We start from the raw sequence: 22,688 nt of genomic DNA, 5'->3' as shown, positions 1-22,688 counted from the left end.
CACGGCTAATCTTGCCGCCAGCTGATGCCACGCAACTGTGGCAACCATGAGGATAAAAATATGGCTACCACCACCCTTGGGGTCAAACTCGACGACCCGACCCGCGAACGCCTGAAGGCTGCCGCAACCTCGATAGATCGCACGCCGCACTGGCTGATCAAGCAGGCAATTTTCAATTACCTGGAAAAACTCGAGGGTGGTGCAACCCTGACCGAGCTGAACGGTTTGACCGCCAAGGATGCCGACGACGCCGGTGAAGTCCATACCGATCACGCCCACCAGTGCTTCCTCGAATTCGCCGAAAGCATCCTGCCGCAATCGGTGCTGCGCGCCTCGATCACCGCCGCTTACCGTCGCCCTGAGCCGGAAGTGGTGCCGATGCTGATCGAGCAGGCACGCCTGCCGGCAGCGATGGCCGAAGCCACCAACAAGCTTGCCGCAACCATTGCGGAAAAACTGCGTAACCAGAAAAGTGCCGGCGGCCGTGCGGGCATTGTTCAGGGTCTGCTTCAGGAATTTTCCCTGTCATCCCAGGAAGGCGTGGCGCTGATGTGCCTGGCCGAAGCGCTGCTGCGTATCCCGGACAAGGGCACTCGCGATGCACTGATCCGCGACAAGATCAGCACCGGCAACTGGCAGCCGCACCTGGGCAACAGCCCGTCGCTGTTCGTCAACGCCGCGACCTGGGGCCTGCTGCTGACCGGCAAACTGGTCTCGACCCACAACGAAGCCGGCCTGACTTCTTCGCTGAGCCGCATCATCGGCAAGAGCGGCGAGCCGATGATCCGCAAGGGCGTCGACATGGCCATGCGCCTGATGGGCGAGCAGTTCGTCACCGGCGAAACCATCGCCGAAGCCCTGGCCAACGCGAGCAAGTTCGAAGCCAAGGGCTTCCGTTATTCCTACGACATGCTCGGTGAAGCGGCGCTGACCGAACACGATGCGCAGAAGTACCTGGCGTCGTACGAACAAGCCATTCACTCGATCGGCAAAGCCTCCCACGGCCGTGGGATTTATGAAGGCCCGGGCATTTCCATCAAGCTGTCGGCGCTGCACCCGCGTTATAGCCGCGCCCAATACGAGCGCGTGATGGACGAGCTGTACCCGCGCCTGTTGTCGCTGACCCTGCTGGCCAAGCAATACGACATCGGCCTGAACATCGATGCCGAAGAAGCCGACCGTCTTGAACTGTCGCTGGATCTGCTCGAGCGCCTGTGCTTCGAGCCGCAACTGACCGGCTGGAACGGCATCGGTTTCGTTATTCAGGCGTACCAGAAGCGTTGCCCGTATGTGATCGACTACGTGATCGATCTGGCACGCCGCAGCCGTCACCGCCTGATGATCCGCCTGGTGAAAGGCGCCTACTGGGACAGCGAAATCAAGCGCGCCCAGGTTGAAGGCCTGGAAGGCTATCCGGTCTACACCCGCAAGGTGTACACCGACGTTTCCTACATCGCCTGCGCACGCAAACTGCTGTCGGTGCCGGAAGCCATCTACCCGCAGTTCGCCACGCACAACGCCCACACCCTGTCGGCGATTTACCACATTGCCGGTCAGAACTATTACCCCGGCCAGTATGAATTCCAGTGCCTGCACGGCATGGGCGAACCGCTCTACGAACAGGTTGTCGGCAAAGTCGCCGAAGGCAAGCTGAACCGTCCGTGCCGCGTGTACGCGCCGGTCGGCACGCACGAAACGCTGCTGGCGTATCTGGTGCGTCGCTTGCTGGAAAACGGTGCGAACACCTCGTTCGTCAACCGCATCGCCGACCAGTCGATTTCGATTCAGGAACTGGTTGCCGATCCGGTGGCGCAGATCGAGCAGATGGCGACCGTGGAAGGCGGTTTCGGCCTGCCGCACCCGCGCATTCCGCTGCCGCGTGACCTGTACGGTGCCGAGCGCGCCAACTCCAGCGGCATCGACATGGCCAACGAACATCGTCTGGCCTCGCTGTCCTGCGCCTTGCTCGCCACGGCGCACAACGAGTGGAAAGCCGCTCCGATGCTCGGCTGCGCGTCGAGCAACGAAACGCCGGCCGCGGTACTGAACCCGTCGGATCATCGCGATGTGGTCGGTCACGTGCAGGAAGCCACCGTCGAGGACGTCGACAACGCCATCCAATGCGCGCTCAACGCCGCACCGATCTGGCAGGCCACCCCGCCGGCCGAGCGCGCGGCGATTCTGGAACGTGCCGCTGACTTGATGGAAGGCGAGATCCAGCCGCTGATGGGCCTGCTCGCTCGCGAAGCCGGCAAGACCTACGCCAACGCCATCGCCGAAGTCCGCGAAGCGGTCGATTTCCTGCGTTATTACGCGGTGCAGGCACGCAACGATTTCAGCAACGACGCCCACCGCCCACTGGGCCCGGTGGTGTGCATCAGCCCGTGGAACTTCCCGCTGGCGATCTTCAGTGGTCAAGTCGCTGCGGCGCTGGCTGCCGGTAACCCGGTACTGGCCAAACCCGCCGAACAGACTCCGCTGGTCGCGGCTCAAGCCGTGCGCCTGATGCTTGAAGCCGGGATTCCGGAAGGCGTGCTGCAACTGCTGCCGGGTCGCGGTGAAACGGTCGGCGCCGGTCTGGTCGGTGATGAGCGCGTCAAAGGCGTGATGTTCACCGGTTCCACCGAAGTCGCGCGCTTGCTGCAACGCAACATTGCCGGGCGTCTCGACAGCCAGGGCCGTCCGATCCCGCTGATCGCCGAAACCGGTGGCCAGAACGCGATGATCGTCGACTCCTCGGCACTCACCGAACAAGTGGTGATCGACGTGGTGTCGTCGGCCTTCGACAGCGCCGGTCAGCGTTGCTCGGCGCTGCGGGTTTTGTGCCTGCAGGAAGATTCCGCTGATCGCGTCATCGAAATGCTCAAAGGCGCCATGGCGGAAAGCCGTCTGGGCAACCCTGAGCGTCTGTCCGTGGACATTGGCCCGGTGATCGACGCCGAAGCCAAGGCCGGCATCGACAAGCACATCCAGGCCATGCGCGACAAAGGTCGCACCGTGTATCAAGTGGCGATCGCCGACAGCGAAGAAGTCAAACGCGGCACCTTCGTCATGCCGACCTTGATCGAGCTGGAAAGCTTCGACGAACTGCAACGCGAAATCTTCGGGCCAGTGCTGCACGTGGTGCGCTACAAGCGCAAAGAGCTGGATCAGCTGATCGGTCAGATCAACGCATCCGGTTACGGCCTGACGCTGGGTGTGCACACGCGCATCGACGAGACCATCGCCAAGGTGATCGACAACGTCAACGCCGGTAACGTCTACGTCAACCGCAACATCGTCGGTGCCGTGGTCGGCGTGCAGCCATTCGGCGGCGAAGGCCTGTCGGGGACGGGTCCGAAGGCCGGTGGCCCGCTGTACCTGTACCGTCTGCTGTCGACACGTCCTACCGACGCTATCGAACAATCCTTCGCTCGCGGTGATGCCGTTGTAGCGCCGGACGTTCGCCTGCGCGACGCCATGAGCAAACCGCTGACCGCGCTGAAAACCTGGGCTGAGAGCAACAAATACGCTGACCTGAGCACTCTGTGCGTGCAGTACGCAGCGCAATCGCAGAGCGGCATCACCCGCGTACTGGCCGGCCCGACCGGCGAGAAGAACAGCTACGCCATCCTGCCGCGCGAGCATGTGTTGTGCCTGGCGGAGGTTGAAGGTGATCTGCTGACGCAACTGGCTGCGGTATTGGCCGTGGGCGGTTCGGCGGTATGGCCGGAATCCGACATCAGCAAGGCACTGTTTGCACGCCTGCCGAAGGAGATTCAGGCGCGGATCAAGCTGGTTGCTGACTGGAACAAAGACGAAGTGGTGTTTGATGCGGTTCTGCATCACGGCCATTCCGACCAGTTGCGCGGCGTTTGCCAGCAGATTGCCAAGCGTGCCGGCGCGATCGTTGGGGTTCAGGGCTTGTCCCAGGGCGAGACCAATATTGCGTTGGAGCGTCTGGTGATCGAGCGCGCGTTGAGTGTTAACACCGCTGCAGCGGGCGGTAATGCGAGCTTGATGACCATCGGCTAAACAGCTGTAAGTCCAGGCGACCGCAATGGTCGCCTGGAATGAAATACCTGTAGGAGTGAGCCTGCTCGCGATAGCGGTCTGTCAAAAAAAATGAATGTGTCTGACAGACCGCTATCGCGAGCAGGCTCACTCCTACATTTGATTAGTGTTGCCCCCGCCCCTCCATCACCGCCATCAATCATCCTGTTCAGCCTCTATTCCCGCGCCTTAGACTCGGCCCAACCTCCTTTTCAGGTAAGCCATCATGTCCGAGACGCTGCTCAGTTCCCGCAATCTGGCTTTCGAGCTGTACGAAGTCCTCGATGCCGAGGGCCTGATTCGGCGTGAACGTTTTGCCGAGCACAATCGCGAGACCTTCGACGCTGCCATCGGTACCGCGCGCAGCATCGCCGAGAAATATTTCGCCCCGCACAACCGCAAGGGCGACGAGAACGAGCCACGCTACGAAGACGGTCGGGCGATTCTGATTCCCGAAGTGAAACCGGCGGTGGATGCCTTCCTCGAAGCCGGATTTCTCAACGCTGCGAGAAGTTTCGATGCCGGCGGCATGCAACTTCCTACGCTGTTGTCGCAAGCGTGCTTCGCGCATTTTCAGTCGGCCAACGCGGCGTCGACCTCGTACCCGTTCCTGACCATGGGCGCGGCGAACCTGATCGAAAGCTTTGGCACCGAGGAGCAGAAGCAGCGGTTTCTGCAGCCGATGATCGACGGGCGCTTCTTCGGCACCATGGCCCTGACGGAGCCGCATGCCGGTTCGTCGCTGTCGGATATTCGCACGCGAGCCGAGCCTGCGTCCGACGGCACGTATCGCCTCAAGGGCAACAAGATTTTCATTTCCGGCGGCGACCATCCGCTGTCGGAAAACATCGTGCACATGGTCCTCGCCAAGCTGCCGGACGCGCCGCCGGGAGTTAAAGGTATTTCACTGTTCATCGTGCCGAAGTTTCTGGTCAACGATGACGGCAGCCTTGGCCAACGCAATGACGTGCTGCTGGCCGGGCTGTTCCACAAGATGGGCTGGCGGGGCACCACGTCCACAGCGTTGAACTTCGGCGATAACGGCGAGTGCGTCGGCTATCTGGTGGGCAAGCCGCATCAGGGCTTGAGCTACATGTTCCAGATGATGAACGAGGCGCGTATCGGCGTCGGCATGGGTGCGGTGATGCTCGGTTACGCCGGCTACCTGTATTCGCTGGAGTACGCCCGCGAACGGCCGCAAGGTCGGGTGCCGGACAGCAAGGACCCGACCACCGCACCGGTGGCGATCATTCAGCACGCGGATGTCAGACGCATGCTGTTGACGCAGAAATCCTACGTCGAAGGTGCCTTTGACCTCGGTCTGTACGCCGCGCGCCTGTTCGATGACACCACCACGCTTGAAACCGAAGCCGAGCGCAAACAGGCCCATGAGTTGCTGGATCTGCTGACGCCGATCGTTAAATCCTGGCCCTCGGAGTTCTGTCTGAAGGCCAACGAACTGGCGATCCAGATTCTCGGCGGCCACGGTTACACCCGCGAATATCCGGTCGAGCAGTACTACCGCGACAACCGTTTGAACCCGATTCACGAAGGCACTCATGGCATTCAGTCGCTGGATCTGCTCGGGCGCAAACTGGCGCAGAACGGCGGCGCAGGCTTGAAACAACTGATTCGCCTGATCGCCACTGCGAGCGAACGTGCAACCGCGCATGAATCGCTGACCGCGCTGTGTGAGCCGCTGGAAAAACTCGTGGCCCGCCTGCAAACCGTGACCCTCGGTTTGCTCACCGATCTGGCGCAGGGCAAGGTCAACAGCAGTCTGGCGAACTCGGCGCTGTACCTGAAGGTGTTCGGGCATACGGTGATTGGCTGGCGCTGGCTGGAGCAGGCGATTCGCGCCGAAGAAGGACTGGCCAAGGGAAATGCCGCGGACGCCGACTTCTATAGAGGCAAGTTGCAGGCGGCGCGGTATTTCCTGACGTGGGAAGTGCCAGGTTGCCAGCATGAGCTGGACTTGCTCGAGGCGCGGGATGATACGTGTCTGGGGATGCGGGAGGAGTGGTTCTGATCTCGAACGTGCGTAGCGGCTTATTCCCTCTTCGCAGGCAGTCCGTTCTCACAGGGTCTCTGGGCGTGATCCCGGTGCGAGTAGCTTGCTTGCGCAGGAGCCAGATTGATCACGCATCAGCTCAGCCTGATCATATCCAGTTGCTTTGCTGCACACCCATAAAACGCTTGTCCTGTCACCTGTAAAACCTGACAGGTTCCGCCGAAGAAATGGGCGCGTATCCTTGAATCTTCGTATGGTAAACCACACAACGGATACGGATATGGACGAGCTAAAGTCGACAAAAAGCGAATCTCTTGACCTCATGCTGTTGCACATAAAAATCGGCGATACGCTGCGACGTGGTCAAAACGACGCGGTAGTGACCGCAAAACACTTCGCCGCCAGCGATTTCGACTACAAAATTGAAGTGTCTTTGAAAGATGAAACGCTGGTGTCTGAGCAACCTGTTTCCCATGACGTTATGCTTTGGGCTGCCAGCAAGCACGAAACGTTTGATTTCAACGGAAGCAAACGCACCATAACTGCAAAAAACATTTTCGAGTCTGGCGGTCGATATCACTGCGAACTGGTCATCGCCTGAAGCGCCCCTGAACAGAGCGCTCCGTTGAGGGGCGACGAGATTCTGGCGACCCGTCAACTCTGATTGATGGTCTTGGCGATGGTGTCGACCGTGGCGCTGACTTGCTCTTGATAACGGTCGAGTTCTTCCTGGTGCTGCTTCTTCATTTCGATCTGCTGCGAGCACAGATTCATCGCCGCCAGCACCAGCAAGCGGTCGCCGATCAGGGTCGGGTATTTGCGCTTGGTATCTTCGAGCGCGGCCTTGAGCATCATGGCCGCGTCCAGCAGGGTCTGTTCTTCCCCGGCCGGTGCCTTGATCGAATAGTCCTCCCCGAGAATGGAGATGACTTTTACCCCTGCTGTGCCATGGTTCATGCGCTGACAGGGCCGGCATTGACGCGATCAACCAGTGCCTGGATGCGGGCAGCGGTGGCGCCGTGTTTTTCTTCCTGCTCCATCAGGTTCAGTTGCAGGCTTTCGTTTTCATCCTTGGCCTGGGCCAGTTCCGTGGACAGGGTCTGGTTGGTCTGCGCGAGGGTCTGGTTCTGTTGCACCAGGTCGCTGACGAGCTGTTCCAATTGGCTGAGGGATGCTTCCAACATTTTGATCTTCCAAGCGTTTTTCAAAGGGCGCGTACGATAAAGAAAAGTCACCACAGATGCCAGGGTTAAACCGGTGCAAAGCCTTGATTTTCCTGGCGGCTGACCGTTCCCGCGAGTTTAAAAGACTGTGATCTGCCGATCTGGTTCCTGCACTTCGTCGCCCCGCTCCCGCTGCGACAAATGCGCACACCGACTCAAGACTTTAGTCGTATGACCGATAAGTCAGCCATACAGCAGCTCAACCCGCATGGATGCGGCCCTTTTCGGTATCCGCCCATGTCCCTTCGCAATATGAATATCGCCCCCCGGGCGTTCACCGGTTTCGCCCTGATCGGCGGCCTGATGTTGATTCTCGGCGTCTTCGCCTTGAATCAGATGAGCAAGATCCGCTCGGCGGGCGAAGACATCGCCAACACCAGCGTGCCGTCGATCAAGGCGCTGGATGAATTCACCCAACTGACCCTGCGCTTGCGCGTTCTGTCGTATCGCCTGCTGATCAACCGCGAAGCGGACGTGCAGCAGAAAACCATCGAGCTGTTCGACATGCGCAACCGCCAGATCACCGAGGCGCAACGTGCTTACGAGCCGCTGATCTCCAGCCCTGAAGAACGCTCGGCGTACGATCAGTATGTGCAGTTGCTGGGACAATACCGCCAGCTCGAAGAGCGGATGAAAACCCTCTCGCGCAACAATCAGATCGATGCGTTGCAGCAACTGCTCAACACCGACCTGTTGTCCAATTCGGAAGCGGTGAACACCGCGCTGGCACGCTTGCTGGACATCAATACTCAGCAGATCGCCGACATCGACCAGGGGGCCAAGGATCAGTATTCGATGTCTTTCAATCTGGTGGTCAGCCTGCTGCTGATCGCCTCCGGCCTGACAATGCTGTTCGCGTGGCTGCTGACCGTGAGCATCACCAAGCCGATCGCCAAGGCACTCGATGCGGCGGAAACCATCGCCGAAGGCAACCTGACCCAGCCGATCCATGTCGATGGCAGTGATGAGGCCGGGCGTCTGCTGGCGGCGATGGCGAAGATGCAAACGAAACTGCGCGACACCCTGCAGCGCATCTCCGGCTCGGCCACCCAACTTGCCTCTGCCGCCGAAGAGCTGAACAGCGTCACCGACGAAAGCGCCCGTGGCCTGACCCAGCAGAACAACGAAATCGAACAGGCGGCCACCGCGGTCAACGAGATGACCAGCGCCGTCGAAGAAGTGGCGCGCAACGCCGTCAGCACTTCGGAAGCCTCGAAGAATGCCACCACATCGGCTGGCGACGGTCGCGATCTGGTGCAGGAAACCGTCAGCGCCATCGAACGCATGAGCGCCGACGTGCAAAGCACCGCTTCGTTGATTGGCGATCTGGCCAATGAATCCCGCGATATCGGCAAGGTGCTCGACGTGATTCGCGGCCTCGCGGATCAGACCAACCTGCTGGCGCTGAACGCGGCCATCGAAGCGGCCCGCGCGGGCGAGGCCGGGCGTGGTTTTGCGGTAGTTGCCGATGAAGTCCGCGCGCTGGCTCATCGCACGCAGCAGTCGACCAGCGAGATCGAGCGGATGATCGGCAGCATCCAGAGCGGCACCGAACACGCCGTCGACTCGATGCGCAACAGCACCGAGCGCGCCGAATCGACGCTGAACATCGCCCGTGGTGCCGGCATGTCGCTGGACACCATCAACAGCGCCATCGTCGAAATCAACGAGCGCAACCTGGTGATTGCCAGCGCCGCCGAAGAGCAGGCGCAAGTGGCGCGTGAGGTTGATCGCAATCTGGTCAACATTCGTGATCTGTCGGTGCAATCGGCGACCGGGGCGAATCAGACCAGCGCGGCGAGCAATGAGTTGTCGCGGTTGGCGCTGGATCTGAACAACATGGTTGGGCGATTCAGCCTCTAATCATCGGATCAAGAGCACCCTCACCCCAGCCCTCTCCCAGAGGGAGAGGGAGCCGTTTTGCGGGCTGTTCAAAACCTGAGTACAACTCGATATCCCAAGTCAGCGGATCTCTCACATCCGCCACGGCCAGTTCCCTCTCCCTCCGGGAGAGGGCTAGGGTGAGGGGCAGCGATCCTGAGCCGTACACCAAACCCGCAACGCCGCTGCAAAAGCTTTTTGACAGCATCACATTTCAACAGGTTAGAATCGCTGGCACGCAGACTGCATGGTCAGTTTGTGCCCGTCTTTACGCTTCTGGAGTACTGCCTTTGAATGCGACGACCATCAACAGCCTGTTCTTGATCGGCGCGTTGCTGGTAGGCGCAAGCATTCTGGTCAGCTCACTGTCCTCGCGTCTCGGCATTCCGATTCTGGTAATCATCCTCGCGGTGGGCATGGCCGCCGGGGTCGATGGCGGCGGGATCATTTTCGATAACTACCCGACAGCCTATCTGGTCGGCAACCTCGCGCTGGCGGTGATTCTCCTCGACGGCGGTTTACGCACACGGGTGTCGAGCTTCCGCGTGGCGTTATGGCCAGCGCTATCGCTGGCCACTGTCGGCGTGTTGATCACCACCGGGCTCACCGGCATGGCCGCAGCCTGGCTGTTTGACCTGAATCTGATCCAAGGCCTGCTGATCGGCGCCATCGTTGGCTCGACTGACGCCGCAGCAGTGTTTTCGCTGCTCGGCGGCAAAGGCCTCAACGAACGGGTCAGCGCCACGCTGGAAATTGAATCCGGCAGCAATGACCCGATGGCGGTGTTTCTCACCGTCACCTTGATCGACATGCTTGCCAGCGGCCAGACCGGCCTGCACTGGAGCCTGCTGACCCACCTGATCCGCGAATTCGGCATCGGCGGCGTGATCGGCCTCGGCGGCGGCTGGGTGTTGCTGCAACTGGTCAACCGGATCAACCTGGCGACCGGTCTGTATCCGATTCTGATGATCGCCGGCGGGCTGGTGGTGTTCGCCTTGACCAATGCCTTGCACGGCAGCGGCTTCCTCGCCGTTTATCTGTGCGGTCTGGTGATCGGCAACCGTCCGGTGCGCAGCCGTCATGGCATCCTGCACATGCTCGACGGCATGGCCTGGCTGGCACAGATCGGCATGTTTCTGGTACTGGGGTTGCTGGTCACCCCGCACGATCTGCTGCCGATCGCCGTGCCTGCGCTTGCTCTGGCGCTGTGGATGATTCTGTTTGCGCGGCCGCTGTCGGTGATGGTCGGCCTGCTGCCGTTCAAGGCTTTCCATGGTCGCGAAAAAGCCTTTATTTCCTGGGTCGGCCTGCGTGGCGCGGTGCCGATCATTCTCGCGGTGTTCCCGCTGATGGCCGGGCTGCCGAATGCGCAGCTGTATTTCAATCTGGCGTTTTTCATCGTGCTGGTGTCGCTGCTGCTGCAAGGCACGAGCCTGCCGTGGGTAGCGAAACTGTTGAAGGTGACGGTGCCGCCGGAGCCGGCGCCGATTTCCCGCTCGGCACTGGAAGTCCATGTCACCAGTGAGTGGGAGCTGTTCGTCTACAAGCTCGGCGCGGAGAAATGGTGCATCGGTTCGCCCCTGCGCGAGCTGAAAATGCCCGAAGGCACGCGCATCGCAGCCCTGTTTCGCGGCCAGCAACTGCTCCATCCGTCGGGTAGTACGGTGCTGGAAGTCGATGATTTGCTGTGTGTTATTGGCCATGAACACAACCTCGGCGCGCTCGGAAAACTGTTCAGTCAGGCGCCGCAGCGCGGCCTCGATCTGCGCTTTTTCGGCGACTTCGTGCTCGAAGGAGACGCCCAGCTTAAAGCGGTTGCGGCGCTTTATGGCTTACCGGCCGAGGGCATCGATCCGGACATGACCCTGGGCGCCTTCATTGCGCAGAAAGTCGGCGGTGCACCTATCGTCGGTGACCAGGTGGAGTGGAACAACACCCATTGGACCGTGGCGGTCATGGACGGGAACAAGATCGGCAAAGTGGGCGTCAGATTCCCCGAAGGAAGTCGCCCGGGCCCCGGGCTCTTCCTCTAAACTGCGTCCACTCTCACTTGCTTGACCGGTCTCTATGCCTACCCTGCGCTCCTTTTTCGCCGCGGCCCTGCTGGGCCTGAGTCTCACTGTCGGCCCGTTGTACGCCGCCGAACCACCGTCCAGCGATGCCGTGCAGGCAAGCCTCGACAAGCTTGCCGACAGCAAACTGCCGGACGCTGATAAAAAAACGTTGCAGGGCGTGCTGCAAAGTACCCTCACGCAGCTGACCAATCGCCGGGATTACGAGCAGAAACTGGTCGATCTCAAGCAGCAACTGGCCAGCGCCCCCAAGCAGACCATCGAAAACACCCGCGAGCTGGCACGCCTCAAAGCCACTGCAGTGGTGCCGGTGGCACAGCGCTTCGCCAAGGAATCGATTCCGCAGCTGGAGCAGATTCTCACCGAGCGTTCGACCCAGCAAAGCGACCTGCAAAAGGCCCTGGCCGACGCCAACAGCCTGATCATCACCGCGCAGACCCGCCCCGAGCGCGCCCAGGCGGAAATCTCCGCCAGCCAGACGCGTATTCAGCAGATCAACAACATCCTCAAATCCGGCAAGGATGCGGGTAAAACCGTTAGCGCCGAGCAGCGCGACCAGTTGAATGCCGAGCTGGCAGCGCTGAATGCGTTGATCCCGCTGCGCCGTCAGGAACTGGCCGGCAACAGCCAGTTGCAGGATCTGGGCAACGCTCAACATGACCTCCTCTCGGAAAAATCCGACCGCCTCGACCGCGAGATTCAGGAACTGCAAACCCTGATCAACCAGAAGCGTCTGGCGCAGTCGCAGGAAACCGTGACCCAGCAGTCGATCGAAGCGCAGAAGGCCGGCGGCAGCAGCCTGCTCGCCAGCGAAAGTACGGCCAACCTCAAACTTTCCGACTATCTGCTCAAAAGCACTGACCGGCTCAACGAAGTCACCCAGCAGAACCTGCAGACCAAGCAGCAACTCGACAGCCTGACCCAAAGCGACTCCGCCCTCGACGAGCAGATCAACGTGCTCAAGGGCAGCCTGCTGCTGTCGAAGATTCTCTATAAACAGAAACAGGCGCTGCCGCATCTCAAGGTCGACCGCGATCTGGCCGATCAGATCGCCGATATTCGTCTGTATCAGTTCGAAGTCAGCCAGCAGCGCGAATTGCTCAGCAACCCGGCGACCTACGTCGACAATCTGCTGGCCACGCAACCGCCGGAACAGGTCACCCCACAACTGCGCAAGAGCCTGCTGGATCTGGCTAACACCCGCGCCGATCTGCTCGAACGGCTGAACCGCGAATTGAGCGCCGTGCTCAACGAGTCGATCACTCTGCAGCTCAACCAGAAGCAATTGCTCAGCACCGCGCAGAGCCTGCGCGCCACCCTCGATGAACAGATGTTCTGGATCCCCAGCAACAAACCGCTGGACGTCGAATGGATGCGCGGCGTGCCGGAGCGTCTGGAGCGTCAGGTCAACACCCTGCCCTGGGCTTCCAGCCTGAGTGAGCTGGTCGACGGCCTGACTCAGCGACCGCTGCTGTTCCTGCCGCTGGCGCTGTTGATCGGCGCGTTGCTGTGGCGGCGCAAGAATCTCTATGCGCGGTTGAACAAGGTCCATCAGGACATCGGTCACTTCAAACGCGACAGCCAGTGGCATACACCGCAGGCGATCCTGATCAATATTCTGCTGGCGATGCCGGTGGCGCTGGGGCTGGCGCTGTGTGGGCTGGCCTTGCAGATCGACGCGCGCGGGCAGAACGCCAACATGGGCGCGGCGTTGCTGCAAATGGGTCAGGCGTGGTTGGTGTTCTACACCGCCTACCGGATTTTGGCGCCGGGCGGCGTGGCTGAATTGCACTTCCGCTGGGAAAAACCGCAGGTCGAATTCCTCCAGGGCTGGATCCGTCGCCTCGGTCTGGTGGTGATGGCGCTGGTGACCATCGTTGCCGTCGCCGAACTGCAACCGGCCGCGCTGGCCGACGATGTGCTCGGCATGCCGGTGGTGCTGACCTGCTACGCCCTGATGGCGTGGCTGCTCAGCCGCTTGCTGATTGCCAGCCCGACCCACGAAAACACTTCGCTGTTCCGCAAGGCCGTCGGCGTGTTGTTCACCCTGCTGCCGATCGCCCTGTTTGTCGCGGTGTGCTTCGGCTACTACTACACCGCATTGAAACTCAGCGACCGACTGATCAACACGCTGTATCTGCTGATGTTCTGGCTGGTGATCGAAGCCACCTTCGTTCGCGGTTTGAGCGTTGCTGCACGCCGTCTGGCTTACCAGCGTGCGCTGGCCAAACGGCAGGCGGCGAAAGAGGCCGGCGACGGCGAAGCGGTGATCGAAGAACCGACGCTGGACATCGAAAAGGTCAACGAACAGTCCCTGCGGCTGATCCGTCTGGCCCTGCTCGGCGGCTTCATCGCCGCACTGTACTGGGTCTGGTCGGACCTGATTTCGGTGTTCTCGTACCTCGACAACATCACCCTCTACGAATACACCAGCGGTACCGGCGCCAACATGAGCATGGTGCCGATCAGCATCGGCGACATGCTCGGCGCGCTGATCATCATCGGCATCACTTTCGCTCTGGCGCGCAACTTGCCCGGTCTGCTTGAAGTGTTCGTGCTGTCCAAGCTCGATCTGGCTCAGGGCAGCGCCTATGCAACCACGACTCTGCTGTCGTATGTGATTGCCGGTGTCGGCTTCGTCTCGACCCTGTCGACCCTCGGCGTGAGCTGGGACAAGTTGCAATGGCTGGTGGCGGCGCTGTCGGTCGGCCTCGGTTTCGGCATGCAAGAGATCTTCGCCAACTTCATCTCCGGCATCATGATCCTGTTCGAACGTCCGGTGCGGATCGGCGACACCATCACCATCGGCAACCTGTCGGGCACGGTGAGCAAGATCCGCATCCGCGCCACGACCATTACCGACTTCGACCGCAAGGACATCATTGTCCCGAACAAAACCTTCATCACCGGCCAGTTGATCAACTGGTCGCTGACCGACACCATCACCCGCGTCACCCTGAAACTCGGCGTGGATTACGGCTCGGACCTGGATCTGGTCAAGGAACTGCTGCTCAAGGCCGCCCGGGAGAACCCGCGCGTGCTCAAGGAACCGGAGCCGCACGTGTACTTCCTCAATTTCGGCGAAAGCACCCTCGACCACGAGCTGCGCATGCACGTGCGCGACCTCGGCGACCGCAACCCGGTGCTCGATGAGGTCAACCGCTTCATCAACCGCGAGTTCAAGAAGCAGCACATCAACATCTCGTTCCGGCAGATGGAGGTCTATCTGAAAAACCTTCAGGGCCAGGAATACAAGATGGTGCCGGTGGAGCCAGAGAACAAAACCATCGCGCCGGTCGTCGACGCACAGAAACCGTTGCCGGAACCGCCACCGAGCAAACTCGACTAACCGCTATGGTCCCAGCAGAATGCTCGGACATTCTGCTGGAGCCGGCCCGTGAAAGCCCTCGACGAACTGATATTCGACAATCGCTTCGCCCGCCTGGGCGACGCCTTCTCCGCCCACGTACTGCCCGAGCCGATCGATAATCCACGGCTGGTAGTGGCCAGCCCGGCCGCACTGGCCCTGCTCGACCTGGACCCGGCGACTGCCGAAACTCAAGAGTTTGCCGAACTGTTCGGCGGCCACAAGCTGTGGGCCGATGCGGAGCCACGGGCGATGGTGTACTCCGGCCACCAGTTCGGCGGCTATACGCCGCAACTGGGCGACGGTCGTGGTTTGCTGCTCGGCGAGGTCTACAACAATGCCGGCGAACATTGGGACCTGCACCTCAAGGGCGCAGGGCAGACGCCGTTTTCGCGCATGGGCGATGGCCGTGCGGTGCTACGTTCATCGATCCGCGAATTTCTGGCTTCCGAAGCCCTTTACGCGCTGAACATTCCTTCCTCGCGCGCAGCCTGCGTGATCGGCTCCGACACGCCGGTCTGGCGGGAGAAACAGGAACGCGCGGCGATGGTGCTGCGCCTGGCACCGAGCCATATCCGCTTCGGCCATTTCGAATATTTCTACTACACCAAGCGTCCCGGACAGCAAAAGCAGCTCGGCGAGCACGTTCTGGCGATGCATTTCCCCGAATGCCTGGAACAACCGGAACCGTATCTGGCGATGTTCCGCGAGATCGTGGAGCGCAACGCCGAACTGATCGCCAAATGGCAGGCCTACGGCTTCTGCCACGGCGTGATGAACACCGACAACATGTCGATCCTCGGCATCACCTTCGACTTCGGCCCGTTCGCCTTTCTCGACGATTTCGACGCCAACTTCATCTGCAACCACTCGGATGATCAGGGCCGTTACTCGTTCAGCAATCAGGTGCCGGTCGGCCAGTGGAATCTCAGCGCCCTCGCCCAGGCTCTGACGCCGTTCATCAGCGTCGAAGCCCTGCGCGAAACCCTGGGCCTGTATTTGCCTCTTTTTCAGGCTCATTACCTCGACCTGATGCGCCGCCGCTTCGGCTTCACAACTGCCGAAGACGACGACCAACAACTGCTGGAAAACCTCCTGCAACTGATGCAGAACAGCGGGGTCGACTACACGCTGTTCTTCCGCCGCCTCGGTGAAGAATCAGCTGAACAGGCCATCGCCCGCTTGCGGGACGATTTCGTCGACATCAAGGGTTTCGATGCCTGGGGCGAACGCTACATCGCCCGCGTCGCTCGTGACGGCGATACCGATCAAGAGCAGCGCCGCGCCCGGATGCACGCGGTCAATCCGCTGTACATCCTGCGCAACTACCTGGCGCAAAAAGCCATCGACGCGGCCGAGCAAGGCGATTACGCCGAAGTGCGCCGACTGCATGCAGTGCTGAGCAACCCGTTTGAACAGCAGCCGGGGATGGAGAGTTACGCCGAACGGCCGCCGGAGTGGGGCAAGCATCTGGAGATCAGTTGCTCTTCCTGAGCCAGAATCAGGTAAACACGTCGATGGGCACATTGAAGCGCTCAGCCAACCAGCGAATTTGGCGCAGGTTCAGCTTGCGCTTGCCACTGAGAATTTCCGAAACGACGGATTGAGGACCGACGCCCGGCAAGTCGCTTTGGGTCAGGCCGTGTTCACGCATCATGTAACCGAGAACCTCTTCGCCACTCGCTTGGGCCATGGAATGATGGGTGTGATCCCACTCCTCGATCCAGTCACCGATGATATCTACAAGGCTCATCAAAGGATGCGACTCATCGTCGCCCGTAATCTCAAGTAGCTCGTCGAGCACTAACACCAAGGTATCGTAGTCATCTTCACTTTCTGGAGGATGCAGCGAATGGGGGGAGAGACCCGTATTTCGATATTCAGAACCCTTTACAGGCTCCGAGAGTGAGAGGCGGTTAATTGTTTTGACGGTCATAAAGATGGACGTCCAAAAGATAACTTGTTCAGGTCCGCACAAGATTACTGATTCGATCAGATACAGATAGTCAGCCGCCGCACTAACGCACGTAGGCTATTTCTCTAATAGCGAAGGTAATGACCTACGGACCAATCCTTGATAATGGTGACTTTGCCTCCAGATCAGTCTCATAGACTTCCGCCGGAGAGCCCATCATGTCCGAACCACTCCTCATCCCCTGCCCGTCCTGCAACGGCCTCAACCGCATCCCCGCCGAGCGCGTCGCCGATCAGCCCAAATGCGGGCGCTGCAAATCGGCGGTGTTGTTGAGCAAACCGTTCGAACTCAAGCAAGGCGATTACGCCAGTCAGATCAAGGGCGATCTGCCGCTGCTGGTGGATGTCTGGGCGGACTGGTGCGGGCCGTGCAAGTCGTTTGCGCCGGTGTTCGAGCAGGCGGCGGCGCAGTTGGCGGGCAAGTGTCGGTTGGCCAAGCTCGACAGCGAGGCCAATCAGCAGTTGTCGGCGCAGTTGGGGATTCGCTCGATTCCGAGCCTGATTCTGTTCAAGAACGGCAAGGAAGTGGCGCGGCAGAGTGGTGCTTTTCCGTTGCCGCAGTTGATGGCCTGGTTGCGCAGCCAGGGGATCTGACACCCCACAGATCCAATTGTAGGAGTGAGCCTGCTCGCGATGGCGTCGTGTCAGTCAACGCAAGTGTTGAATGCAACGGCCTGATCGCGAGCAGGCTCACTCCTACAGGGATTCGCGTGGTTTCGGGGGGGTCAGTGGCCTTCGAGCAGGTCATGCAGTTCGACGAACTGCTGGGTCAGCTTGTGCCGTGGGTCGAGGTGGATCAGCGGCATGCTCGCCTGATGGGATTCACGCATGCGTACCGAGCTGGACAGGTACACCGGCAGCACCGGCAGACCTTCGGCAATCAGTTCATCGAGGATCTGCTGCGGCAGGCTGGCCCGGGCCTGGAATTGATTGACCACGATGCCTTCGACTTCCAGGCCTTCGTTGTGGTCATCCTTGAGTTCTTCGATTTCGGCGATCAGGCCGTACAGGGCCTGACGGGAAAAACTGTCGCAGTCGAAGGGAATCAGCACCCGATCGGCGGCGATCAGCGCTGATACCGCGTAAAAGTTCAACGCTGGCGGCGTGTCGAGGTAGATTCGGTCGTAGTCTTCGGCCAGTTCATCGAGCAATTTACGCAGCTTGTTGATCTTGTGTTTGGCTTCGAGCTTTGGCTGCAAGTCGGCCAGTTCGGCGGTGGCGGTGATGATATGGAGGTTGTCGAACGGGGTTTCGTAGATGTCGGCCTGGTTCTTTTTTGAAAACGGCCCGGAGGACAGGGTCTGTTTGAAGAAATCGGCGATGCCCATCGGAATGTCATCGCCGGTCAGCCCGGTCAGATACTGAGTGGAGTTGGCCTGGGCATCGAGGTCGACCAACAGCGTGCGATAACCCTCACTGGCGCTGACCGCCGCCAGATTGCAGGCAATGCTCGACTTGCCTACGCCACCTTTCTGATTGAACACCACGCGCCGCATGACAAAACCTCCGTGTATCAAAGAATGACCGAGTGTAGATGCGCGCGACCTCGCTTCGCTACCTTCACGGACGCGGACTACAACCAGAGGTGCAAAAATCCGCGGTCAGTAAGCGCGATAACCGCCACTAATCGCCGATAAGGCCGACAGACACCCAGGTGGGAATCAGGATAATGGCCATATGACAGTCGTCCCGGCGAACCGGTCGGTACATTTCGTTGGGCAAAATGTAACCAGCATTTGCTACACACCCGTCGCACCGGGATAATGCGCGCCACCCGGCGCCGAGCGCCACGTCAGGTCTGCCGCGGCCTGGGCGATTCAACGCGTCAACAATTGCCCGCAGGGGCGGGATGAATGTCCGTGATCAACTTCAACATCGCCCAATGGCGCGCGTGGGCTCCCGGGCTCGACAGCGTGGACGCCTGGCAGGCCTGGAGCCGACAACCGGTCGTGCTCCAGAGCAGTGATGCCGCGCCCGATGTGTCGTTTTTGCCGGCCATGCAGCGCCGCCGGCTGAGCCGTCTGGCGCGGATGGCCTTCAGCGTCGGCTGGCCGCTGGCCGACGGACGGGACAATCTGCCGCTGGTGTTCGTCTCGCGCCACGGCGAAACCCCGCGCACCTTCGACATCCTTTGCGATCTGGCAAACGAACAGCCGCTGTCGCCCACCCAGTTCAGCCTCTCGGTGCACAACGCGATCATCGGTCTGTGGTCGATCATGCGCGGCGAAACCAGTGAAATGACCGCCCTCGCCGCCGCTGGCGACGGTCTGGAACACGGCATGCTCGAAGCGGCTGCCCTGCTGGCGGAAGGTGCCCCGGCGGTGCTGCTGGTGATTACCGAGGAGCAACCGCCAGCGGCCTATTCGGCGTGGGTCGATGATGTGCCGTTCCCCTATGCGCTCGGGCTTCTGCTCACGCCGGGTACCGACTGGCGGCTGACCTTGAACAGCGCCCCGCAAACACTGTCCAAGGCGCACTGGCCGCACGCGCTGAACCTGCTGCGAACCCTGCTCGGCCAGCAATCCCATTGCCAACATGCGTGGAAAAATCGTGTATGGACCTGGCAACGCAACCCGTGACCGAGAAAAACCGCGACGCCTATTACTGGCGCTTGCTGGCCACCGCCGCAAGCTTCGCCCTGTTCGGGCTGGGCGGCCTCTGCCTGCGCGTGCTGGTATTTCCATTGCTCAACTGCCTGCCCGGCGATGCGCTTGCGCACCGGCAACGTGCACGCAAAACCGTCAGTCGGCTGTTCTGGTTTTTCGTGCGTTTCATGGCCCGCACCGGCGTGCTGACCTATGACATCGAGGGTGCCGAGCGCCTCGGTCGACCAGGGCAGATGATCATCGCCAATCACCCATCGCTGATCGACGTGGTATTTCTGATCGGCCTGGTGCGCCAGGCCAATTGCGTAGTGAAGAAAAGCCTGTGGGAAAACCCCTTCACCCGTGGCCCCCTGCGCAGTACCGAATACATCAGCAATGACGGCAGCATGGACATGCTCGACGCCGCCGCCCAATCCCTGCAAAACGGCCAGACCCTGATCATTTTTCCCGAAGGCACGCGCACCCAGCCGGGGCAGCCGCCGGCCTTTCATCGGGGGGCCGCTGCGATTGCCCTGCGCGGTGCGAAAATGGTGACGCCGGTGATCATCAAGGTCAGCCCGACCACCCTGACCAAAGCCGAACCCTGGTACCGCATCCCCAAACGCCGCGTGCACTTCAGTTTTCGCGTGGGGGCCGATATAGACCCACAGACCTTCGCCGCGCAAGGGCCTGCCCCGCAGGCCTCGCGTAAGCTCAACGATTATTTGCATGACTATTTCATTAAGGAGCTCGCCGAAGATGAGCGAACTGAACACCGCTGACCTGATGCGTGACATCAAACTGCTGATCATTGACGCACTCGGCCTCGAAGACATTGGCCCAGACGACATCGGCGACGAGCAGACGCTGTTTGGCGAAGGCCTGGGCCTGGACTCGGTCGACGCGCTGGAACTGGGGCTGGCCATCCAGAAAAAATACGGCATCAAGATCGACGCCGATGCCAAAGACACCCGCAACCATTTCACCAACGTGGCGAGCCTTGCGGCTTTTGTCACGGCCAGACAGGCAGCTTGAGACCGGACCATGCAAACTCGTGACGATATTTTCAACACCCTGCGCGATGCCCTGGTCGAGCTGTTTGAACTCGATCCGGCCCGCGTAAGCATGGACGCCAACCTGTATCAGGATCTGGAGATCGACAGCATCGACGCGGTCGATCTGATCGATCACATCAAACGCCAGACCGGCAAGAAAATCGCCGCCGAAGAATTCAAGTCGGTGCGCACCGTCGGTGACGTGGTCGAGGCGGTCTACCGTCTGGTTCAACCGGCCGCATGAGCCGATTGATCGGCCTCGGCCTGCTGCTGGCCGGCCTGCTGTACCCCTTTGCGGTGTATTTCGGCATGGAGCACTTCGCGCCGTGGCAGTTCGGCCTGCTGTTGGGCAGTCTGTGGCTGGCGCGGGTGCTGAGTGGCGAGCGCAAACCCGGCAGCGTGTGGATGGCGGGCGTGGCGATTGTCTTCTGCGCGCTGCTGGCGCTGTTCGACAGCCCGCAATTGCTGCGCTGGTACCCGGTGCTGATCAGCGGCTTCATGCTAATGCTGTTCGCCTCGAGCCTGACGTTCGGCAGGCCGATGGTCGAGCGGCTGGCGCGCTTGCGTGAGCCGGATCTGCCACCCGAGGCGATTCGCTACACGCGTCAGGTCACGCTGGCCTGGAGCGTGTTTTTTTTCTGCAACGGTTTGTGCGCCGCGCTCCTGACCCTGTGGGCGCCGCTGGATTGGTGGATGTTGTACACCGGCCTGATCTCCTATGGATTGATCGGCCTGATGTTTGCCATTGAATGGCTGATACGACAACGGGTAAGAGGCCGTACATGAACTGGATAAAACTTGAGCACCTGCTGCTCAAGGCCCAACCGCTGCGGGCCGTCAGCTTCGCACCGGCACTTGATCATGCCGCGATGTGCGAGCAGGCGCTGAGCGTCGCCGCCGCGCTGCAGGCACGAGGCGTGCGTCATCTGGCCGTGCATCTGGAAGACGCCGCCGAACTGGCCATCGCGCTGCTGGGTGCCTGGCGCGCAGGCGTCAGTGTGCTGTTGCCTGCCGACCTGCAAGGGCAGACGCGCCAGCGCTGGGCGGACGAGGTCGACCTGTGGCTGACCGATCAGCCGGGCGATACCCGACTCGATGAAATTCAGCAGCCGCCATTAGCGGGCGCGGCGCTGGATCTCGATCAATGCCGTCTGAGCCTGTGCACTTCGGGCTCCAGCGGCGAACCCAAGCGCATCGACAAGTCCCTGCGCCAACTGGCCAACGAAGTCGAGGCGTTGGAGCAATTGTGGGGCGCGGACCTTGGCCAGGCCTGCATCATCGGCAGCGTCGCCACCCAGCACATCTACGGCTTGCTGTTTCGCGTGCTGTGGCCGCTGTGCGCCGGGCGCCCGTTCGTGCGCAAACAACTGGCATTTCCCGAGGACATGCAGCGCGCCAGCCGCGAACATCCGGCCTTCGCCTGGGTCGCCAGCCCGGCATTGCTCAAGCGCATGGGCGACAACCTCGACTGGCCGGCGCTGAGCGCGGTGCGCCGGGTATTTTCCTCTGGTGGCGCGCTGCCGCTTGAGGCCGCGCAAAGCCTCGAGCAACGCTTGCAGCAATGGCCAACGGAGATCCTCGGCAGCTCGGAAACCGGCGGGATTGCCTGGCGTCAGGGCGACGCATTGTGGCAACCGTTCGCCGCGGTCGAACTGAGCCAGGACAGTGACGGCGCGCTGTTGATTGCCTCGCCTTACTTGCCGACGGGGCATGTCGAGCACAGCGCCGACGCCGCACGCATCGAGACAGATGGGCGTTTCGAACTGCTCGGGCGCCTCGACCGGATCGTCAAACTCGAAGAAAAACGTATCTCCCTGCCCATGCTCGAACAGGCCTTGGTTGCCCACGCGTGGGTCGCCGAAGCACGTCTGGGCGTGGTGCAGGAAAATCGCGCTTCCCTCGGTGCTTTACTGGTGCTGAGCGACGCCGGCCTGTTTGCGCTGCGCGAACACGGCCGCCGCGGTCTGACCGAGTCGCTGCGCGAACACCTCAAGACACATTGCGAAGTGCTGGCCCTGCCGCGGCGCTGGCGGCTGCTGCGGCAGTTACCGCTCAATAGCCAGGGCAAACTGCCCCAGGCCGAAGTCGACGCCCTGCTGATTGCTCCGCGCCCGAAAGCGCCTGAACTGCTGGAACAAGTCGAAACGGGCGGTGAGTGGAGCTTGCAACTCAGCGTGCCGCCAGACCTGGCTTACTTCAGCGGGCACTTTCCCAAAGCGCCGGTTTTGCCCGGTGTGGTGCAGGTGGAATGGGCACTGAATCTCGGCCGTCAGTTACTGAAGCTCGACGGTGCGTTCGCCGGCATGGAAGTGCTGAAATTCCAGCAACTGGTGCGCCCCGGGGATGAAATTCAGCTGCACCTGCGTTTCGATGCCGAGCGGCGCAAGTTGTATTTTGCTTATCGCAATGACACGGCGACGTGTTCCAGTGGGCGGATCTTGCTGGGTGTTGAACATGGTTGATTTCGGTGAGTGCTGCGCACTCAATC

Annotated in this window: 18 protein-coding genes and 1 pseudogene; 15 read left to right on the top strand and 4 right to left on the bottom strand. The window is 60.9% G+C overall.

Annotated elements, in window-relative coordinates; genetic code table 11:
* The first annotated feature begins 60 nt into the window (after positions 1–60).
* From putA to BLU52_RS00705, 3 genes are all read left to right on the top strand, one after another.
* Entirely contained in the window at positions 61–4,014 is a 3,954-nt protein-coding gene (gene putA, locus BLU52_RS00715; protein WP_090280545.1) for a trifunctional transcriptional regulator/proline dehydrogenase/L-glutamate gamma-semialdehyde dehydrogenase, read from the top strand.
* A 244-nt stretch (positions 4,015–4,258) separates the two neighbouring features.
* Positions 4,259–6,061, top strand: coding sequence for an acyl-CoA dehydrogenase (locus BLU52_RS00710; protein ID WP_090280542.1), 1,803 nt, complete (start codon positions 4,259–4,261; stop codon positions 6,059–6,061).
* Between the two features lie 262 nt (positions 6,062–6,323).
* Entirely contained in the window at positions 6,324–6,644 is a 321-nt protein-coding gene (locus BLU52_RS00705) for a hypothetical protein (protein WP_090280539.1), read from the top strand.
* A gap of 53 nt (positions 6,645–6,697) precedes the next feature.
* On the opposite strand, the gene BLU52_RS00700 is transcribed toward BLU52_RS00705, so the two are convergent.
* Together BLU52_RS00700 and BLU52_RS00695 are read right to left on the bottom strand one after the other, a co-directional pair.
* Complete coding sequence (locus BLU52_RS00700) at positions 6,698–7,000, bottom strand: cell division protein ZapA (RefSeq protein WP_090280537.1); 303 nt, start codon at positions 6,998–7,000, stop codon at positions 6,698–6,700.
* Positions 6,997–7,227, bottom strand: coding sequence for a hypothetical protein (locus BLU52_RS00695; RefSeq protein WP_007909525.1), 231 nt, complete (start codon positions 7,225–7,227; stop codon positions 6,997–6,999). The genes BLU52_RS00700 and BLU52_RS00695 overlap by 4 nt, the downstream gene beginning before the upstream one ends.
* A gap of 180 nt (positions 7,228–7,407) precedes the next feature.
* Here BLU52_RS00695 and BLU52_RS27185 point away from each other — a divergent pair.
* From BLU52_RS27185 to selO, 5 genes and pseudogenes are all read left to right on the top strand, one after another.
* Positions 7,408–8,226, top strand: a pseudogene (locus BLU52_RS27185) (MCP four helix bundle domain-containing protein); the annotation flags it as partial.
* 30 nt (positions 8,227–8,256) lie between these two features.
* Positions 8,257–9,129 (top strand): methyl-accepting chemotaxis protein, encoded by an 873-nt coding sequence (locus BLU52_RS27180; RefSeq protein WP_408003576.1) that lies wholly within the window; start codon positions 8,257–8,259, stop codon positions 9,127–9,129.
* Positions 9,130–9,437: 308 nt separating this feature from the next.
* Positions 9,438–11,180 (top strand): potassium/proton antiporter, encoded by a 1,743-nt coding sequence (locus BLU52_RS00680; protein WP_090280529.1) that lies wholly within the window; start codon positions 9,438–9,440, stop codon positions 11,178–11,180.
* Positions 11,181–11,214: 34 nt separating this feature from the next.
* Complete coding sequence (gene mscK, locus BLU52_RS00675; RefSeq protein ID WP_090280523.1) at positions 11,215–14,568, top strand: mechanosensitive channel MscK; 3,354 nt, start codon at positions 11,215–11,217, stop codon at positions 14,566–14,568.
* A 48-nt stretch (positions 14,569–14,616) separates the two neighbouring features.
* On the top strand, positions 14,617–16,080 hold the full coding sequence (gene selO / locus BLU52_RS00670; RefSeq protein WP_090280521.1) for a protein adenylyltransferase SelO: 1,464 nt from the start codon (positions 14,617–14,619) through the stop codon (positions 16,078–16,080).
* 7 nt (positions 16,081–16,087) lie between these two features.
* Here selO and BLU52_RS00665 read toward each other — a convergent pair whose 3' ends face one another.
* The gene (locus BLU52_RS00665) at positions 16,088–16,522 is read right to left on the bottom strand and encodes a helix-turn-helix domain-containing protein (RefSeq protein ID WP_090280518.1); all 435 of its coding nucleotides are present in this window, start codon (positions 16,520–16,522) and stop codon (positions 16,088–16,090) included.
* A 197-nt stretch (positions 16,523–16,719) separates the two neighbouring features.
* Between BLU52_RS00665 and trxC the strand changes: the two genes are divergently transcribed.
* Positions 16,720–17,154, top strand: coding sequence for a thioredoxin TrxC (trxC, locus tag BLU52_RS00660; RefSeq protein WP_090280515.1), 435 nt, complete (start codon positions 16,720–16,722; stop codon positions 17,152–17,154).
* Between the two features lie 131 nt (positions 17,155–17,285).
* On the opposite strand, the gene BLU52_RS00655 is transcribed toward trxC, so the two are convergent.
* Complete coding sequence (locus BLU52_RS00655) at positions 17,286–18,056, bottom strand: ParA family protein (RefSeq protein WP_090280512.1); 771 nt, start codon at positions 18,054–18,056, stop codon at positions 17,286–17,288.
* A gap of 357 nt (positions 18,057–18,413) precedes the next feature.
* Here BLU52_RS00655 and BLU52_RS00650 point away from each other — a divergent pair, with 357 nt between their 5' ends.
* Genes BLU52_RS00650 through BLU52_RS00625 form a run of 6 tightly spaced genes read left to right on the top strand, consistent with a single transcriptional unit; the run spans position 18,414 to position 22,662 of the window.
* Positions 18,414–19,139, top strand: a complete 726-nt coding sequence (locus BLU52_RS00650) for a beta-ketoacyl synthase chain length factor (protein WP_090280509.1) — start codon at positions 18,414–18,416, stop codon at positions 19,137–19,139.
* Entirely contained in the window at positions 19,115–19,927 is an 813-nt protein-coding gene (locus BLU52_RS00645; protein WP_090280506.1) for a lysophospholipid acyltransferase family protein, read from the top strand. The genes BLU52_RS00650 and BLU52_RS00645 overlap by 25 nt, the downstream gene beginning before the upstream one ends.
* Positions 19,905–20,180 carry a phosphopantetheine-binding protein gene (locus BLU52_RS00640; RefSeq protein WP_090280504.1) on the top strand — a complete coding sequence of 92 codons (276 nt, stop codon included), beginning with the start codon at positions 19,905–19,907 and terminating at the stop codon, positions 20,178–20,180. Before BLU52_RS00645 ends, BLU52_RS00640 begins: the two co-directional genes overlap by 23 nt.
* Positions 20,181–20,189: 9 nt before the next feature.
* Positions 20,190–20,444: an acyl carrier protein gene (locus BLU52_RS00635; RefSeq protein WP_065615459.1), complete on the top strand. Its 255-nt coding sequence runs from the start codon at positions 20,190–20,192 to the stop codon at positions 20,442–20,444.
* Positions 20,441–20,986 (top strand): COG4648 family protein, encoded by a 546-nt coding sequence (locus BLU52_RS00630; protein WP_090280501.1) that lies wholly within the window; start codon positions 20,441–20,443, stop codon positions 20,984–20,986. The genes BLU52_RS00635 and BLU52_RS00630 overlap by 4 nt, the downstream gene beginning before the upstream one ends.
* Positions 20,983–22,662, top strand: a complete 1,680-nt coding sequence (locus BLU52_RS00625; RefSeq protein ID WP_090280498.1) for an acyl-CoA synthetase family protein — start codon at positions 20,983–20,985, stop codon at positions 22,660–22,662. The genes BLU52_RS00630 and BLU52_RS00625 overlap by 4 nt, the downstream gene beginning before the upstream one ends.
* Positions 22,663–22,688 lie beyond the last annotated feature (26 nt).

This window comes from Pseudomonas granadensis, assembly GCF_900105485.1.
GTDB classification, from domain to species: domain Bacteria; phylum Pseudomonadota; class Gammaproteobacteria; order Pseudomonadales; family Pseudomonadaceae; genus Aquipseudomonas; species Aquipseudomonas granadensis.
Note: the sequence above shows the minus strand (reverse complement) of the source record. Positions and strands in the feature narration are given on the sequence as shown.